The organism is Streptomyces sp. 135 (assembly GCF_020026305.1).
Lineage (GTDB): Bacteria > Actinomycetota > Actinomycetes > Streptomycetales > Streptomycetaceae > Streptomyces.
The window spans coordinates 2701479-2717839 of sequence record NZ_CP075691.1 but is presented as its reverse complement, the minus strand read 5'-3'; the positions used below and the strand labels follow the sequence as shown (position 1 = coordinate 2717839).

13 protein-coding genes and 3 pseudogenes are annotated in these 16361 nt (G+C 69.2%); 12 read left to right on the top strand and 4 right to left on the bottom strand.

All coding sequences use genetic code 11. The features are described 5' to 3' along the window. The first annotated feature begins 28 nt into the window (after nt 1-28). Nucleotides 29-1228, top strand: a complete 1200-nt coding sequence (locus KKZ08_RS12230) for a histidine kinase (protein WP_223774474.1) — start codon at nt 29-31, stop codon at nt 1226-1228. A 173-nt stretch (nt 1229-1401) separates the two neighbouring features. Beyond that, nucleotides 1402-2058, top strand: a complete 657-nt coding sequence (locus KKZ08_RS12225; RefSeq protein ID WP_223774473.1) for a response regulator transcription factor — start codon at nt 1402-1404, stop codon at nt 2056-2058. Nucleotides 2059-2116: 58 nt separating this feature from the next. Here KKZ08_RS12225 and KKZ08_RS12220 read toward each other — a convergent pair whose 3' ends face one another. Continuing rightward, the gene (locus tag KKZ08_RS12220) at nt 2117-2500 is read right to left on the bottom strand and encodes a hypothetical protein (protein WP_223774472.1); all 384 of its coding nucleotides are present in this window, start codon (nt 2498-2500) and stop codon (nt 2117-2119) included. A 191-nt stretch (nt 2501-2691) separates the two neighbouring features. Between KKZ08_RS12220 and KKZ08_RS12215 the strand changes: the two genes are divergently transcribed. The 5 genes and pseudogenes from KKZ08_RS12215 to KKZ08_RS12195 form a co-directional block, all read left to right on the top strand. Beyond that, nucleotides 2692-2964, top strand: a complete 273-nt coding sequence (locus KKZ08_RS12215) for a LapA family protein (RefSeq protein WP_223774471.1) — start codon at nt 2692-2694, stop codon at nt 2962-2964. 760 nt (nt 2965-3724) lie between these two features. Next, a pseudogene (locus KKZ08_RS12210) lies at nt 3725-4086 on the top strand (SAM-dependent methyltransferase); the annotation flags it as partial. Nucleotides 4087-4317: 231 nt separating this feature from the next. After that, a complete protein-coding gene (locus KKZ08_RS12205; RefSeq protein WP_223779021.1) occupies nt 4318-5325 on the top strand; it encodes a 2-hydroxyacid dehydrogenase in 1008 nt (335 codons plus the stop codon). 5 nt (nt 5326-5330) lie between these two features. Next, nucleotides 5331-6914, top strand: a complete 1584-nt coding sequence (locus tag KKZ08_RS12200) for a TrkA C-terminal domain-containing protein (RefSeq protein ID WP_223774470.1) — start codon at nt 5331-5333, stop codon at nt 6912-6914. Nucleotides 6915-7197: 283 nt separating this feature from the next. Next, nucleotides 7198-7883: pseudogene (locus tag KKZ08_RS12195) on the top strand (IS5 family transposase); the annotation flags it as partial. Between the two features lie 297 nt (nt 7884-8180). Here KKZ08_RS12195 and KKZ08_RS12190 read toward each other — a convergent pair. After that, nucleotides 8181-9266, bottom strand: a complete 1086-nt coding sequence (locus tag KKZ08_RS12190; protein WP_223774469.1) for a hypothetical protein — start codon at nt 9264-9266, stop codon at nt 8181-8183. Between the two features lie 1064 nt (nt 9267-10330). On the opposite strand from KKZ08_RS12190, the gene KKZ08_RS12185 reads away from it, so the two are divergent. The 4 genes from KKZ08_RS12185 to KKZ08_RS12170 all read left to right on the top strand — a co-directional run bounded on the left by KKZ08_RS12185 (nt 10331) and on the right by KKZ08_RS12170 (nt 13817). After that, nucleotides 10331-11374: a GDSL-type esterase/lipase family protein gene (locus tag KKZ08_RS12185; protein ID WP_223774468.1), complete on the top strand. Its 1044-nt coding sequence runs from the start codon at nt 10331-10333 to the stop codon at nt 11372-11374. A gap of 14 nt (nt 11375-11388) precedes the next feature. After that, nucleotides 11389-12342, top strand: coding sequence for a VCBS repeat-containing protein (locus KKZ08_RS12180; RefSeq protein WP_223774467.1), 954 nt, complete (start codon nt 11389-11391; stop codon nt 12340-12342). 207 nt (nt 12343-12549) lie between these two features. Continuing rightward, the gene (mihF, locus tag KKZ08_RS12175) at nt 12550-12885 is read left to right on the top strand and encodes an integration host factor, actinobacterial type (protein WP_223774466.1); all 336 of its coding nucleotides are present in this window, start codon (nt 12550-12552) and stop codon (nt 12883-12885) included. A 146-nt stretch (nt 12886-13031) separates the two neighbouring features. Beyond that, nucleotides 13032-13817 carry a hypothetical protein gene (locus tag KKZ08_RS12170; protein ID WP_223774465.1) on the top strand — a complete coding sequence of 262 codons (786 nt, stop codon included), beginning with the start codon at nt 13032-13034 and terminating at the stop codon, nt 13815-13817. Between the two features lie 335 nt (nt 13818-14152). Here the strand turns inward: KKZ08_RS12170 and KKZ08_RS12165 are convergent, their stop codons facing one another. Next, nucleotides 14153-14686, bottom strand: coding sequence for a DUF6245 family protein (locus KKZ08_RS12165; RefSeq protein ID WP_263303339.1), 534 nt, complete (start codon nt 14684-14686; stop codon nt 14153-14155). Between KKZ08_RS12165 and KKZ08_RS12160 the strand changes: the two are divergent. Continuing rightward, a pseudogene (locus KKZ08_RS12160) lies at nt 14682-15753 on the top strand (MFS transporter); the annotation flags it as partial. The gene KKZ08_RS12165 and the pseudogene KKZ08_RS12160 sit on opposite strands and share 5 nt — an antisense overlap. A 39-nt stretch (nt 15754-15792) precedes the next feature. Here the strand turns inward: KKZ08_RS12160 and KKZ08_RS12155 are convergent. Beyond that, on the bottom strand, nt 15793-16359 hold the full coding sequence (locus KKZ08_RS12155) for a hypothetical protein (RefSeq protein WP_223774463.1): 567 nt from the start codon (nt 16357-16359) through the stop codon (nt 15793-15795). Nucleotides 16360-16361 lie beyond the last annotated feature (2 nt).

The window sequence follows — 16361 nt, the reverse complement described above, 5'->3', positions numbered from 1 at the left end:
GCTATCTGAGCTTGGAGGGGCCACCGTGATGTCCCGGCTCGAGGGCCGCACGATCGTGAAGAACGCCCGGCGGCATCTTGCCGAATGGAACGGCCACCCGCCCCCGGTGGGGATCAGCCAACTGCAGTACTACCTGACCGGAGTCCTGCTGGTCGTGGTGGGCGGTCTCTCCTCTCCGGTGACCAGCAAGGGCGGCGACCGCTTCCAGACCGGGCTGCTGGAGAACCACACGCTGGTGCTGCTGCTCTGCTGGGCGGTCTCGTTCACGCTGCTGGCCCGCCGCGCGCTTCCGTGGCTGCCTATGGTGACCGCGCTCGGCTACCTGCTCGTCGCCGACGGCCGCGTTCCGCTGGCGCTCGCCTGTTTGTCGATGTGCCTCTACGGCGGCCGGACCAGGTGGCTCTGGATCTGCGCCGCGCTCGCCGTCTACTTCGGCCTACGGGGGTATACCGTTCCTGCCTGGTGCATGGCCCAGAACACCGGGGACATCGCCTTCGGCAACATCGTCACGCCCTCCGTCGCGGGCGAGATCCTGCGGCGTTACCGCTTCACCTTGATCTCGCTGCGGCTGCGCACCAAGCAGGCCGAGAACGCGGTCGTCCAGGCGGCGGAGCTGGCCGCCATCGAGGAGCGCACCCGCTTCGCTCAGCATGCCCACGATGTCCTCGGCTACCGGCTCACGTTGCTGACCTTGCAGGCCGCGGCGCTGGGAAGCGGGGACGTGCAAGACGACGAACTGCGCGAGCAGGTCCACACCATCGAAGAGACGGCCCGGCAGGCCCTCGGAGACGTCCGCTCGGTGCTGGAGGCCATGTCCACCCCGGTCGGCGCGCGGGAACTCGGGCGCTTCCTGGAGGCGCTGTGCCGCAACATGCGCGCCACCGGAATGGAGGTGTGCGCGGAAGTCGACGCCGACCTCGCGGAACTTTCCGACACGACCGCCCAGCTGGTGCAACGTGTCGCGCGAGAGGGCCTGACGAACGCGGGCAAATACGCCCCCGGTGCGACGGTGCACCTCAGCGTCGTGCACCAGGACGACGTGGTGACGGTCGACGTGCGCAACAGCGCGGGCCGCTCCAAGATCGTCGTACTGAGCTCCGGCGAGATGGGCATCCGCGGCCTGCGTAGGGACATCGAAGCCCTCGGCGGGACGGTCGGCGCCGGTCCGGACAAGGACGGCGGGTTCTGGCTGACGGCCACCATCCCCTGGGACGCCACGGAGGCATGAGGCACATCCCGGCCCGGCATGTCGGCCCTCGGGCCCGGACGGCCTGACACGGCGGACGCCCGGCGTCCAGCCTTGCGCCATGCGGTCGAAGCGCGCGTGTCGGGCCTCGGACGGGGGCAGCGTGCCCACTATGACTTGCTCCTCTGGACAAGTGGGCGCGGAGGGGATGCGCAGTGACGATTCGGGTCCTTGTGGTGGACGACCACGCTCTGGTCCGATCGGGCCTGCGGGCCGTACTCGACGCACAGCCAGGTATCGACGTCGTCGGAGAGGCGGCCGACGGGGCCGCCGCGGTGAGCCAGTCCCGCGCCCTCGAACCCGACGTGGTCCTGATGGACATCAGCATGCCGAAGGTCGACGGGGTTGAGGCCACCCGGCTGCTCCTGCGGGGCACTCCGCCGCCCCGGGTGCTCGTCCTGACCACGTTCGCGTCGGACGAGCATGTCTCGCTCGCCCTTGAGGCCGGAGCATCCGGATTTCTGCACAAGGGCGCCGGCCGCGAGGAGATCTCGAGCGCGGTCCGCACGGTGGCCGCCGGCGGGACCGTCCTGTCGCGGGACGTCATGGCGAAGCTGCTCTCGCGATCGCGCGGTGGCCGCACGATCGCGTACCCGGGGGTCCAGGAGAAGCTGAACACGCTCACCGACAGCGAACGCGACGTACTGGCCCTGCTGGGGCGCGGTCTCACCAACCAGCAGATCGCCGAGGAACTGCATCTGTCGGTGACCAGTGTCAAGGCATACGTGTCCCGGCTGCTGTCCCGCCTCGATCTGGACAACCGGACCCAGGCGGCGATCCTCGCCCATGAACTGGGACTCACCGCGCAGTGACCCCGGCCGGGTGAGAACCTCGTGCAGCCCGGCGACGCTTGCGCGTCGGTCGTAGGCGCTACTCCATCGTGGGTCTGGGCCAGCCCGCGGCCGTACAGGCCCGCAGGAAAGCGGCACCGTACGCGCGTGCCTGTCGCTCGTCCTGAGCGTCTTTCAGGAAGACGGCGGCCCGTCGCAGCCGTGATCCGGCGGGCAGGCTCTCGGCGAACGATCTCGCGGTGCCGCGGGACAGGGTCCAGGAGCTGCCGTGCACCTGGGCGTCCACGACCGTACACACCATGGCCGCGGTGGTGCCGATACGGGCGACCGCTGGAGCGGGTGTGGTCTGTGCTTGCGGGAAGACACCCGCGGCGGCCAGTACCACGAGGAAGGCGTAGCAGTTCACGACGGTCGCGAGGGTGCCGGTACGGAAGCCGAGGCGACGGGTGGACAGGAGCTTCATGCTCCAGATATGCACGATCACCGCCCGCGGGACCGTCGGGAAAGGTCCCGGATCACTGGGCCTTGTGTCACCGGTGTGTGGGGGGCGAGCCGATTGTCCCCGCACCGTGCGGCGCAACAGTTACGGACTTTGGTCCTGTGGTGGTGCGGCTTTCGGCGTGCGATGCCCCGGAATGACGGTCATATCATCGGGTGGATGTCGAGATGAAAGGCTGCATAGTGAAAGAATTCGGGAAGTTCCGGCAGCGAAAAACGCGAGATGTCGCATCCGGTGCCCTGGCAGCCGCGCTGCTCATCGCCATGATCTGGTTCATATGTGTCAACACTGAAACGGTGCGGGTAACCATCTGGTGGTGGAGAGCGGACGCCCCTCTGTGGGTCGTGCTGACCTTCGCCGCGATCGTCGGCGCGGCCGTCATGGCCATCGCCGTGACCTGGCGCAGACACCGTCGCCGTCCTAGTTGAGGCTCGCGCAGGTGTTGGCCTGGTTCCGCACCGCGTCCGTCCTCTGATCGCATGACCGAGCTGAGCGGCGTCGACCTCGCGCGGCAGGCCCTGGGCCCGGGAGGCCACGAAGAAGAACGGCGCCACCACCAAGAAGCCGAAGCGGCGTACCGGCACGGTCGTGCACCGTGACGGGCGCGCGCCGCTCGGGCTCGGCGCGGCAATTGGCATGATGATGACCGAGCGCGGCGTGGTCGCCCCGGCGGCCGGCGGCAGCGTCCTCGCCCAGTTCGACGCCATCCTCGCCGCGGCCGTGCCCGAGCTCACCGGGCGGGTCCAGGCCGTGAAGTTCGACGCGGACACCGGCCGCCTGGGCGTCGTCCCCGACGCTCTGGCCGTCGGCACGAAGCTGCGCTGGAGTGTGCCGAAGCTGATCGCGGCGGCCAACGACACGGTGCCCAACGCACACGTCCACGCCGTCCACGCCCTGGCGCCCGCGCCCACGAAGACCAGCCCCGCCACGGCGGCCCCCGTCCCGGCCTCGCAGCCGACCGCGCCCGCCGCGCCGGTGGAGCGCGGCACCTCGCCGGACGGTTACCGCCGCGCGATCAAGGCGCACCGCCAAGCCGCCCGGCCGTCCCTGGCGGACCCGGCCATCGCGGAGGCCGTGGAGTGGCAGACCGCCGCGGTGCGCGAACTGTCCCGCCGGGCCTTCCCCGAGCCCGACGTCGTCCCGGACGACGCACCGGCTCCGATCGACCAGGTCGTTCCGCGCGGTGCCCCGGCCCTGCTCGCGCAGACCCGGCCGGGCGGGAAGATCCTGCTGACGCTGTCGGGCTGGCTCTACGGGTACGCGCGGGTGCTGCTGACGGTGGCCGATGACGGCACCGCCGAGCGCCACATGCTCGGCGGCACGGTCTCCTTCATGTCGGCGCGTACGCACGTGGCGTCGACGTTCGGGACCCAGCCCACTGGGCCGCGGGCCTGCCGGGGAAGGCCCGGACCACGCGGCACAGCCCCGGGCGGATTACAGCCGCAAGCGAGGAAGCGTTCCACCTGCGATTCCTGGCCCAAAGCGCGGTGCCCGACACGCAGATGGTCACCGTCGGCGAAACCGTTCACTTGGTCGATGTCGTCACCGGGGTCATGTCCCCTGTGATGGTGTAGCGGCGGGAAGTTCGTCGTCGTTGTAGATCTTGTCCATGCTGTCCTCGGAGGGGTAGCGGCGACCGAAGGCGATCCATTGGTCCATGAATCTCTGGGTCCTTGGACCTCTGGCTCACAGACTTACGCCGAACGCCGAGGCCGCACCGCAGAGATAGTTTTGTGAACACATTCACAAGGAGTGCGGTCGTGTTCCTCGAGGAGCAGTTCATGAAAGTCATCGCCTTCGGTGTCCAGACAGACGAACGCCTGCTGATGGACCGGGCATTCGGTGAGCGACATGAACTCACCATGCTCGATGTCTTTCTCAACGAGGAGACAGCAGCGCTGGCCGCGGGCTACGAGGTGATCAGCCCGAGCGTGAATGCCCGGCTGACCGCGCTCTGCCTGCGCACCCTCGCCGCGGGCGGAACACGCATGATCGCCCAGCGGTCGACGGGTTTCAACAACATCGACCTCGACGAGGCGAACCGGCTGGGTCTGACCGTGGCCCGGGTTTCGTACTACTCGCCGTACTCGGTCGCGGAGTTCGCCTGGACGCTCGCCACCGCGGTCAACCGGCGCATCGTGCGCGCCGCCACCCGCACCCGCGACTTCGATTTCCGTCTTGACGGACTGATGGGCCGCGACATCCACGGCATGACCGTCGGCGTCGTCGGCACCGGCAAGATCGGCGAGTGTTTCGCCCGGATCGCGGCCGGTTTCGGCGCCCGCATCCTGGGTTGGGACATCGCCCACAACCCCGCCTGCACCGACCTCGGCATGACCTACACCGAACTGCCCATGCTGCTCGCCCAGAGCGACCTGGTCAGTCTGCACATACCCCTACTGCCGTCCACCCGCCACCTCATCGGTGAGGACGCCCTGACGTGGATGAAGCGAGACGCGATCCTGATCAACTCCAGCCGCGGGGGCCTGGTCGACACCACCGCCCTGGTCGAGGCCTTGCGGGCCGGAAAGCTCTCCGGGGTCGGCCTGGACGTCTACGAGGAGGAGGAAGGGGTCTTCTTCACTGACCGGTCCCTGGACGTGATGACCGACGATGTGCTGGCCCGTCTGATGACCTTCAGCAATGTGCTGGTCACCTCGCACCAGGCGTACTTCACCAGCGACGCGGTCAACACCATCATCGACACTACCCTCCACAACGTCGAGGACTACCTGGCCGGCCGGGCCAGCGACAATGTCCTGACCGACCAGGGACCGAAGGCGGTCTGAGCGACATGGTCAAGTTTCTCGCGGACAACCCGTATCTGACCCTCTTCGGCGTCATCACGCTGGGCGCCCTGCTCGGCATGGTGCCGTTCGGTCCGGTCAAGCTCGGCGGCGCCGGAGCCCTCTTCGCCGGCCTCGCGGTGGGCGCGCTCGACCCGGACATCGGCTTGGCCCAGGCCGCGGCGGTCTCCGCGATCGGCCTGGCCGTCTGGGCCTACACGGTGGGCCTCGAGGCCGGCCCCGCCTTCTTCCGCGATGTCGGTCGCCAGCTTCCGGTGATGCTCGGCTCGATCGTCTGCCTGGGCATCGTGGCGCTGGCCGTCGCCTGGGCGGGCTCCTCGGCCTTCGGTCTCGGCGGCGGCTACCTGGCCGGCGGCTACGCGGGGATCGGCACCACCACACCGGGCCTGGCCGCGGCCACCGCAGCCACCGGCGGCTCGCCCGACCCGGCCGTCGGTTACGCGATCGGCTATCCGATGGCAGTCGTGGTGACCATCGTCTTCCTGGCCTTCCTCACCTCCCGCAAGAAGTGGATCGCCAAGCGCGACCGGGCCGCAGCACTGCCCGACAGGTTGATCACTCGCACCGTCGAGGTGACCCACGCAATGCGTCTCAACGACGTCCCCGAGATCGCGGACGGACGTCTGCTGGTCAGCGTGTGCGAACCGGGCGACGGCACCGGCGTCCATGTGGTGCACCGGATCGAGCAGGTCACCGCGGGCGACCGCCTTGTGCTGGTCGGCGGAGACGACGCGGTGGCCGCCGGGGTGACCGCATTCGGTCGCCTCTCCGACACCCACCTGTTGGATGACCGCAGCGTCGTGGACTATCGACGGTCCACGCTCACCAATCCCGGCCTGGCCGGCCGCACCATCGCCGAACTCGGCCTGGAAAAACGCTTCGACGGCAAGGTGAGCCGGGTGCGCCGCGGTGACCTCGACCTCCTTGCCCACGCAGACATGGTGGTGCAGTTGGACGACAAGCTGCGCGTGGTCGCCCCACGGGAGAAGGCGATGGAGATCACTGCCTACCTCGGCGACGAGGAGGCCAAGGTGAACGAAGTGTCGATGGTCGCGCTCGGGCTGGGCCTGACACTCGGCTTCCTGATCGGCATCCCGACCTTGCATCTGGGCTCGACCAGTCTCGCGCTCGGCACCGCCGCAGGCCCTCTGGTGATGGGAATGATCCTGGGCTGGCGTCGGCGCACCGGACGACTGGTCTGGACGCTGCCGACCCGCGCGAACCTGGCCATCCGACAATTCGGTCTGATGCTCTTCCTTGGCGTCGTCGGCCTGACCTCGGGCTATGCCTTCCGCAGCAACGCCTTCTCGGTCTTCGGCCTCAAGCTGCTCCTGGTCCTGCTCGGCGGAGCGCTGCTCAGCTACACGCTGTGCGTGCTCACCTGCAAGGTGCTCGGGATGAGCCGCGAGCGCACGATGGGCCTGCTGTCCGGCTACGTCGGAAATCCGGCGATTACGGCCTACGCGAACAGCCGAGTGCGGGATAGCCGGATCAACACCGGCTACGCCACACTGTTTGCACTGACTGTCCTCGTAAAGATCATCTTTATTCAGTTCATCGTCGGTGTCTGACCCTTCGGTTGTAGATCAGCGTGTTCGCTGTAGTTCGTCGGCCCGTTGGGGCAGGTGGCGGTCGGCCGGCGTGCCGGAGCCGGTTGCGTTTGCGGTGGCAGATGCGTGCGACGGCTTGTTGCAGGCGGTGCCGTCGTGACCAGCGCAGGCCGTGACGGATCCGATCGCTTCTCGGCCTGGCCGGGGAAGTCGTGTGTCTTGACCTTCGCGGGCTGCCCTGCGGGACGCCATCCTGCTTGATGCGCTTGACCGGTCACAACTCCAGCAGATCGCAGCTGGCACGGCCATCATCTACGTACTGGTCAGCGGCTGCGCCTGGCGCCAACTACCGCCTTGCTTCGCCATATCGAAGTCGACCGCCCACCGCCGGTTCCTGATCTGGTCGAGAGCCGGAGTCTGGGGGCGGCTGCACGAAGCCGTGCTGCGCCGACTCGACGACGCCGGCCTCATCGACGTCACCCGCGTCGTCCTGGACACCGCCCACGTGAGGGCTAAAAAGGGGGCGAACGCACAGGTCCGAGCCCCGTGGACCGGGGCAAGCCGGGTTCCAAGATGCACGTCCTGTCGGACGCGAACGGACTGCCCCTCCTCGTCGGCGTATCGGCCGGCAACACCCACGACAGCGAAGGGCTGAAGCCCATGGTCGAGGGTCACCAAACGAGACATGACCCCCACCGCGGCCGGTACCTCAAGCCCCAGCGCCTCCACGCAGACAAAGCCTAAGACCACGCCGACCTGCGGAAATGGTTACGTGGCAAACGGATCGGAGTACGGATCGCGCGCAAAGGCATCGAGTCCAGCGAACGATTGGGCCGCCGCCGCTGGGTCATCGAGCGGACGATGTCCTGGCTGTCCGGCTACCGACGCCTGAGCCCTCGCTACGAACGCGATCCCCGTAATTCCCTGGTCTTTCTCGGACTGGCAGCCGCCATCTGCTGCTACAAACGACTCGTCCGCCTCACCACGTAGTACACGGTCTAACTCGACCTGGAACGATTCCTTGCCTGTATGAGTGCGAGTGATCCGAGGAGCGGCTTTCTGAGGGCTGATGTGGCCCGGTTCTGCAGCGAACTGGAAGGTCTGGCTCCAGCGCTGCGGCCGCGGATGGTGTCGGAGTTGCGTGAGCGCATTTTTTCGATTGTGCCGTGTGGGCGGGCGGGTGCCTCGGCCTTCCCGCCCCGGGGGTCTGCTTTGGGGCAGGAAGGCTGTGCGGTCTGGGGTTTCTGCCCCTCCCCGCTGCGTGTTGTAGTGGTTTGTCTGTGTGGTTCAGGGGTGTCGGCGGCGGCGTGCGGCGAGGGCGACGACGGTACCGGCGGCAATCAGCAGCGCGCCGGCGCCGGCCAGGGGCCAGGTCATGCCGGTGCCGGTGTGGGCCATGCTTCCCGAGGGGCGGGCGTCGCCGGCGTTTTGCATGTGTCCGGAACCGCTGCTGCTGGAATCGCCGCCCCCGTCACCGCCGCCGCTGCTCCCGGAACCGCTGCTGGTGGGGCTGGGTGCGGGGGTGGTGGTCTGGGTGGGGTCCGGTGCGGGGGTGGTGGTCTGGGTAGGGTCCGGGGCCGGTGTGGGCGTGTCGTCGTCGGTGGGGTCGTGCGGGCCGGGCCCGCCCTTCAATGCCAGGAAGAAACCGTTGCCGAAGCAGACCTGGGTGATGCCGGAGGTGGGAGCGTCGCCGCCCGCCCACACGAAGCCGGGGTCGCCCCAGACTGTGACGGCGCCTTCCTCGGTGACCGCTGCGATGCTGTTGCCATTTGCGGCAATGTCGCGGATGTGGTGGTCGACGTTGTCAGGCTTGGGCCGGTTCATGCCGCTGCTGTCGTCGAGGGTGCCCCAGGTGATCAGGTCACCGTTCTTCTTCAACGCCACCCCATACACCGGGGTGTACGGGTCTGTCGGGTCCACCGTTTCCGCCTCGGCCGCTGCGAACTTCATAACGCCGGAGCGGGCTTCCTCGGGAATCTCCGCGGCGTACTTCTTGTAGGGCCCCCACATGACGACCTCGCCGTGCCGGGTGAGTCCCATGTAGGGGTTGGTGAGGGCCACCAGGTCCTTGGGGGCGCCGTCGACCGGGGTCACCTTCCCGTCATCGCCCCAGGTCAGGAGCGTTCCGTCCTTGACCGCGTACCGGTCGCTGTTCAGGGCCCAGATCGTGGTGACGCCGGACTGGACTTCCTCCGGCACCGGCTGCATCACCGGCTTGTTGCCAATATTCCATTCGATGACCCGCCCGTCCTTGAGGCCCAGTGTGTAGTCCAGGGCGTCGGCGACGGCGTCGACACCGGACCGGGTCTCCTGCGGCAGCGTCCTCTCCTTGCCGTCGGTCCACTGGACGACCCGGCCCCCGTCCTTGATCACAGTCGGTCGTTGCTGGCCGCCGAGGGTGGTGACGCCTGAGCGGACAGAGGCGGGCGGGTCGAAGTCCGGATTGGGGTCGGTGCCGATGCTGAGGACCTGGCCGCCGTCCGCGCGCGGGGCGGTGTGCCGGGCCGGGGCGGAGTGGGCCGGGGAAGCGGAAGGGGCGCTGGTGGCGGAGGTGTCCGGTGATGCCGGAGTGTGGGCAGAGGGGGATGCGCTGGCCGAGGGGGTGGTGGCCGCAGTGGTCGCGGTGGTCGTGGGGGTGGGGGTGGTGGCGAGGGGGGGTGGTGATGCCGGTGGATACGGCGAGGGTGATGGCGGCGGCCAGCAGGCCCCGGCGCGGCCGGCGGGAGCGCTGCCCGTGCCCCTCCGATACCGGGGCAGGGGTGGGGGGTGCGGGCTGGCGGGGGGTGTGTATGAGCGTCATGACAGCTGTGGGGTCCTTGTGGGTGTGTGTTCCGGCTGGACGGGCCCGAGCCCGCATAGCCACCTATATGTCCGTTCTATTCCTCATTCATCGTTATGAGGCGTAATCAACATCATCATCGCATAAGTGGCTTGTATTCCCGTTGGCTACATGCCCGGGCACCGCGTGCGGCACAGTGGGGCCAACCCGGCTGGTTTCGCATGGTGTTGACGTGCCCTCACCTGCCCCGCCAGGGGCGGGGAACCGACGACTCGGAGACAGGCTGTGATATCCCGTCCCACCCGACACCATCCCCGGCTGCCCGCGTCCGGCTCCCGCGGCACGGACCACCGGCCCGGCGCCCCGCACGCCACCGCGGGCGCCACCAGCGATGCCCCCGGGCCTGGTTCCGGGTCCGTCCGGCATCTGGTGCGCGGGGCCTGCGGCGGGCTGTGGCGCTGGCCCTGCTCACCGCCGTGTCCGCCACCGGACACTCCACCCACAACAACGGCAGCGGGGGCCGCAGTTGGTCGCAGGCGGCCGACGCCGGGGACTGGACCACCACCTGGGCCGCCCCCATGGACCACGTCAAAGACCTCACCACCGCCGACAAAGCCCCCAGCAAGCTGTCGATTACGGGTGGGGGCAGACGCTGCGGATGCCGGTACACGCGAGTATCGGCGGGTCGCGGGCGCGGATCCGGCTGGACAACACGGGCAACGGGACGGCGATCCGGATCGGGCATGCCACCCTCGCCCACCAGAAGACCGCCTCGGCGGCGGCGGAACACCCGGTGTCGCTGACCTTCGGCGGACGTCAGGATGTGACGATCGCCGCTGGCGGTGAACTGGCCAGTGATCCCCCCGACTTCACCGTGACGGCGGACGAGGTGCTCTTGGTGAGTATCTACCTGCCCGACCCGGTCACCACCGTCCCCTACCACAGCTACACCCTCACCACCCTCTACAGCACACCCAAGACGGATCACACCGACCGCTCTGAATCCATCGCCGCCGACACTGAGAATTCCCCGGACAACCTGTTCCGGAGGACGCAAGATGACAAGTACGGTCCGCGGGTGTTGGTGTCGGGGGTGGAGGTGACGCCGGCCGCGGGCAGTGGGGGGACGGTCGTGGCGATCGGGGATTCACAGACCGATGGCGGGCACACCGATCTGGACGGCAATCACCGGTGGCTGGATGTGTACGGGCGTGCTCTGCAGGCCTCCTCGCACCCGAGGGGCGTGGCCAACGCGGGCATCTCCGCGAACCAGGTGTTGAAGGACGGTTCCGGGGCGTCGATGCTGCACCGGTTCCGGCACGATGTGCTGGATGTGCCCGGCGTGAAAGAGGTGATCTTCTACGGCGGGATCAACGACATCACCCTGTCCGACGCCACCGCCACAGCCCTGGAAAAGGCGGTCACCACCCTGGCCGGGCAGGCACATGAGGCGGGGCTGACCTTCACCGCGGTCACACTGCCGCCGTTTCACGGCTACCAGCGCTTCACCAGCAGCCGGGAAACCACCCGCAGGCAGTTCAACGCCTTCCTGCGCACCACCCAGGCGGTGGACCGGGTCGTCGACTTCGACCAGACCTCCTACGACCCCGCCACCCCCCGCCGCGCACCCCGCCGACGCCACCGCGCCACTGCCGGCCGGGCAGGACCGCCTGTATGCCGGCTACTACGACCGGACCGATGACCGCCTGCACCTGAATGACAACGGCAACTGGGCCCTCGCTCAGGCACTCACCCCCTCTCCCGCCCCCCCAGGCCGCGGCCCGCTTCACGCAGACCAACATCGCCGACACCGACAACGACGGCATCGCGGAACTGATCGCCGTGGACCACACCTCCCACACGCTCTACCAGTGGGCGGGCCAGCCAGACATCAACACCACCAGCAGCGGCGCCTCACGCGGAGACGGCACCTTTGCCGCCCGCACCAAGATCACCGGCGGCTGGACCTACACCCAGACCCTCGCCGGCGACCTCGACGGCGACGGCATCACCGACCTCGTCGCCACCGACACCGACCACACCCTGTGCTGGTGGCCCGGCGCCGTCCACGGCGGCTACGGCGCCAAACAGCAGATCACCGCCAACTGGAACTTCACCCAGACCCTCGTCACCGACCTCGACGGCGACCACATCCCAGACCTCGTCGCCGTCGACACCGACCACGTGCTGTGGTGGTGGCCCGGCACCGGCACCCTCCACACCCGCAACCACCAACACCACCGCAAGGCCGTCCTGTTCACCAGCGCGTTCGCTCCCAAACAACGGATCACCGGCGGCTGGGCCTTCACCCAGACCAGCGCCAGCGACCTCAACGGCGACCACATCACCGACCTCGTCGCCGTCGACGGCCAGCAGACCCTGTGGTGGTGGCCCGGCACCGGCACCGGCCTGCCCCACACCCCAACCGCCTCCTTCAGGAGCGCCTTCGGAATCAAGCAACAACTCGCCACCACCTGGCACTACACCCAGACCGTCCCCGGCCTCCTGCGCGACCCCGACCCCCGCGGCGAACGCCTCATCGCCCGCGACAGTGACGGCAGCCTCTACCAATGGACCCCCACCACCACCCGCCCCACCACAACCACCCAGACCACCGACCCCACCCAAACCACCCCCGGACCCCGCCGCCGCACCACCACCGGCTGGTAACACCCCACAGCGGTGGACGGGCCTGGCACGTGAGAAACCCGTCACCCCATGGCATTCCGCCAAATACGGCCGCACCGCACGACGGCACGAAAGAGGCACTTCGGCCCTTCCTGACGGCTTTGAAGGAGGCGGACAATCGTCTCCGGTAGAGCCGCCAACGGGAAAGAGAGCATGATGGGCCACTTAAATAGAGGAAAGGGCCGCTCTGTGACACCCCTTCCGAATCTGACCAAGGCCCAGCGTCAGGCCGCACTCGACAAGGCCCTCGTCGTACGCCGCGAACGCGCCGAGATCCGCACCGGCCTCAAGGAGGGCCGTATCCCGCTGCGGGAGGTTCTGGAACGCGAGGACGACGTCGCCGGGAAGATGCGCCTGCACCGTGTCCTGGAGTCGATGCCGGGCATCGGCACCGCGCGATCAGTTCAGCTGCTGGAGTCCCTCGGAATCTCCGAGCGGCGCCGGGTGCGTGGGCTGTCCGCCGGGCAGCGCGAGCGGCTCCTGGCCGTCTTCGAGCGCCCCGGGGTGGGCGGCCCCGTGTCGTAGCCCGCGCCGAGTCGTTGCACCGTCCGGCCCCGGCTCCTGTGCATTTCCACCCCGTGTGCACCAGCCGGGGCCGTCGGAAACACCCACTCCACGAGGGCTGTTGGAGCATAGGACGTCCCGGCCCTCACCCGCCCTGGACTGCGCGGGTGAGGAACACCAAGCCGTTCAAGACCGCCGTCGCCGACACCCTCGCCGCGCTCGCCCGGCGCGGTGTCACCGTCCGCCCCGGCACCGTGGCCGACACCATCGAGACCAACATGACCACCGTCGCCGAGCGCCTGGACATCCAACCCCGCTCCACTTGGCGGTACTTCGACGCCGAGGCCCTGGCCGACACCATCGCCGCCCAGTACAAAGCCCACGCCGACCAGGACACCGGCCACCTCGGCCAGGCGCCGCTGCCGCCGCTGAAAAACCCCGAACGCGGCCTCATCCTCGCCGGCGTCCCCGACTCGCTGACCGAGACCGGCGGAGACCTGTACTCCGTCATCATCAACGTGGCCGTGAACGCGTGGATGGCCGGACACATCCACGGCGAGGACGGCTGCACCGGCTGCGAGGGCAGCCGCGGCCAGACGGGGCACGACTGGGACGCCCGCATGCAGCAGATCCGGCAGATGCTGCCCGACGGCGACAAGTGGTTCGACCTGATGTGTGGACCGCCGCCCTCCACGACGCTGGTTTCAGCGTCGAACGCCGCTGAAACCAGGAAGCATCGCCGCCAGCGCCTACCCGGCAGCGGGCTTGCGGGCGGTGAAGCCGCGGCGCCGTGCGGTCGCCTCCACATAGGGGACATGGGTGGGGCAGGTCTCGATCACCGCGACCTCGATCCCGGCCGCGTCGATGAGGGCCAGGCGCTCGGCGGCCGCCGGGACCTGCCCGTGGCGGTCCCGCATCCCACGCCCGACGCACACCTCGCACTCGGTGTATGAACCAGCGGGCAGCGGCGGAGCCGGCACCTCCACGGTGATCTCCCGGACGACCTCGATGCGGGTCATCGCCGCCCGCTGCGCGGCCTTAACCTCCTCGGCGTCGACCGTCGCCTTCGGTATCGCCCACTTCGCGTCGATCCCGGCCGTCGCGGCGGCCAACCGTTCCCCGGGCGGCAGCGCGAGCCGGGCCTGTCGGGCGAGCTTCGCCGCCCGGTTACGTTCGTTCTCGGCCCGACGCTGGGCTTTGTGTGTCTTCTTCGCCGCAGCTTCATCCAGCTTCCGTACGCTGATCTGCTGCACACCGCCGGGGGCGGGTGCCTTGACCATCAACACTCCTACGGGCCGACCGACTTGAGCATGTGCAGCAGGATGTCAGTGTTCCCGATCGCCGTCACCAGCGCCTCCCGGGCAGCGTGGAGCTGCTCGGCCTGCGCGGCGAGGGTCTCCACGTCCCCGGTGGCGACGGCGTCCTGGCTCGCGGCGATCACCCCGAGCAGCCCCGTCACCGTGTGCGCGGCGGCCAGCGGAATCGGCCCGACCTCCTGGTTCTGCGCCATCAGCCGCAACGGGGTTCCGGCCCGCAGCACCTGCCAGCGGATGAACTCCAGCCGCTTGACCGGATCGTCGAGCCCAGCGCCGGCGGCGGTGAGCTGCTGTTCCCACGCCGCATGACGTACGTCGGCGTCGAGCTTCACGCTGTCGGCCATCGCCACCTCGGTCTGCACCATGCCCAGCAGCGCGTCACCATCCGCACCCGGTAGGCGTCCGCGCCGCCGAGCCGCGAGGCCTCGTGGGCGCCGCCGACGGTTGCGACGTCTGCAAGCCGGCCGCGGCCGGCCGAGAAGTGGATCAACCTCGCCGTTCGCCACGGTCGGCTTCTCGCTCCCCTTCTGGGCGTCGAACCTGATCGCCCCCTCGCCGTAGGCATCGTGAACGACCTGCGTCTCAGCTCCTTCCAGCAGTCCCTCATGGTGGCGGTGCCGGTCCTGGTCGGCTTGCTCGGCCGCGTCGTGGTCGGCGCCCTCACTGACCGGTTCGGCGCCCGCGCGATGATCCCGCTGCCGGCCGCACTGACCATCGTCCCGGTGCTGCTGCTGATCCCGGCTCTCGACTCGTACGGCTTCCTGCTTGCCACCGGTTTCGTACTCGGCCTGGGGCACCACGTTCGCCATCGGTATCCCGCTCCAACTCCTGGTTCCCGCCCGGAGCCCGTGGGACGGCGCTCGGTGTGTTCGGCAGGGGCATGGTCGGCGTCGCCCTGTCCGGCTACCTCACGCCGCGCATGCACGACAGCGGTGCGCACCGCCCGTTCGTCGTACTGTCCATCGCGCTCGCGATCTACGCCGCCCTCACCTGGCTGCTGTTGCGCGACCACCGGTCCCGGCACGTGCCGACGAGCTCACTGCTGTCCCGGCTGGCCGATCCTTCGGCGTGTACCTTCCGACCTACCTCAAGACCTGGTACGCGCTGGGCTCGACCACAGCAGGCACCAAAGCCGCTGGGTTCGCGCTGGGCACGGTGGTCTTTCGGCCCGTCGGCGGATGGCCCTCCGATCGCGTCCACCCGGCCACGGTGACGGGCTGGGCGCTGGGCCTGACCGGCGTCTGCGCCGTGGTGCGGGCCTTCGACCCGCGGCTGAACTGGGGCGGTGCTGCGTGCCTCCTGGCGATGGCGGCAGGACTGGGCACCTCCAGCGGCTCGGTGTTCGCGCTGGTCGCCCCGCAACACCAAGTAGGCAGCGTCGCCGGCATCATCGGGGCGGTCGGTAGCCTGGGAGCTTCGTACCGCTCCTGGTGATGCCATCTACAGCGCCAAGCACTCATACTCCATCGGATTCATGCTGCCAACCATGGTGGCCACGGCCGCGGGCGGGTATGCCCTCAGCCGTCTGCGGACGGTCCAGGTCACGCCCCGGCCTGGCCTGGCCGCGGCATGACCGCCGACCGTGCCCGCGGGATGGGCGGCGGCCCGACACCTACCGCGGTGTGGTCCCGGACGTGACCGGCACTTCCTGTCGTCGCGCCTGGTGGGCGCGGACACCGCCCACTGTCAGAAAGGGGGCGGTGATGGCGAGGGGAACGAGGACCGTGAGCCACGGCCGATGCGGCGAGGGGATACCCAGGACCAGAAGAGCACCGGACGCGCAGGCCAAGGCGAGTCCGGTGGTCGCCCACAGAGCGAACGTGATGTGAGGCCGGCGGTCAGGGAAGGCGCGTGCGGCACCGGGCCGCAGCACGGCCCAGTGCTGGGATGCCTCCTGCTGCTCGCGCGCTTGAAGGCGTAGCGCCCGAACCCGCAGCGGCACCGTGGTCGCGGCCCCTGCGAGGGCCAGGATGGTGAGCGGCCAAGGCCGGGCGTCGGCCAGGTACGCGGCGACCGTCACCAGCGCGCAACCCCAGCCGGTGAGGCAGGAGACGGCTGTCGCGCGGCGGGAGGCGGGGCGGTCCCCCTTCGCCCGCAGGTCGACGAGGGCCGTCAGCCACCACACGCTCCCCGCTATGGTCACCACGGCCACTGCCAGGACGTCTACGGCCGCGTTCATGT

Coding starts and splice junctions, on each gene's coding strand:
- KKZ08_RS12205 (WP_223779021.1), top strand. CDS start 4,318: ATGAAAGTCATCGCCTTCGGTGTCCAGACAGACGAACGCCTGCTGATG.
- KKZ08_RS12155 (WP_223774463.1), bottom strand. CDS start 16,359: ATGAACGCGGCCGTAGACGTCCTGGCAGTGGCCGTGGTGACCATAGCG.
- KKZ08_RS12200 (WP_223774470.1), top strand. CDS start 5,331: ATGGTCAAGTTTCTCGCGGACAACCCGTATCTGACCCTCTTCGGCGTC.
- KKZ08_RS12230 (WP_223774474.1), top strand. CDS start 29: ATGTCCCGGCTCGAGGGCCGCACGATCGTGAAGAACGCCCGGCGGCAT.
- KKZ08_RS12180 (WP_223774467.1), top strand. CDS start 11,389: ATGACAACGGCAACTGGGCCCTCGCTCAGGCACTCACCCCCTCTCCCG.
- KKZ08_RS12220 (WP_223774472.1), bottom strand. CDS start 2,500: ATGAAGCTCCTGTCCACCCGTCGCCTCGGCTTCCGTACCGGCACCCTC.
- KKZ08_RS12185 (WP_223774468.1), top strand. CDS start 10,331: ATGCCGGTACACGCGAGTATCGGCGGGTCGCGGGCGCGGATCCGGCTG.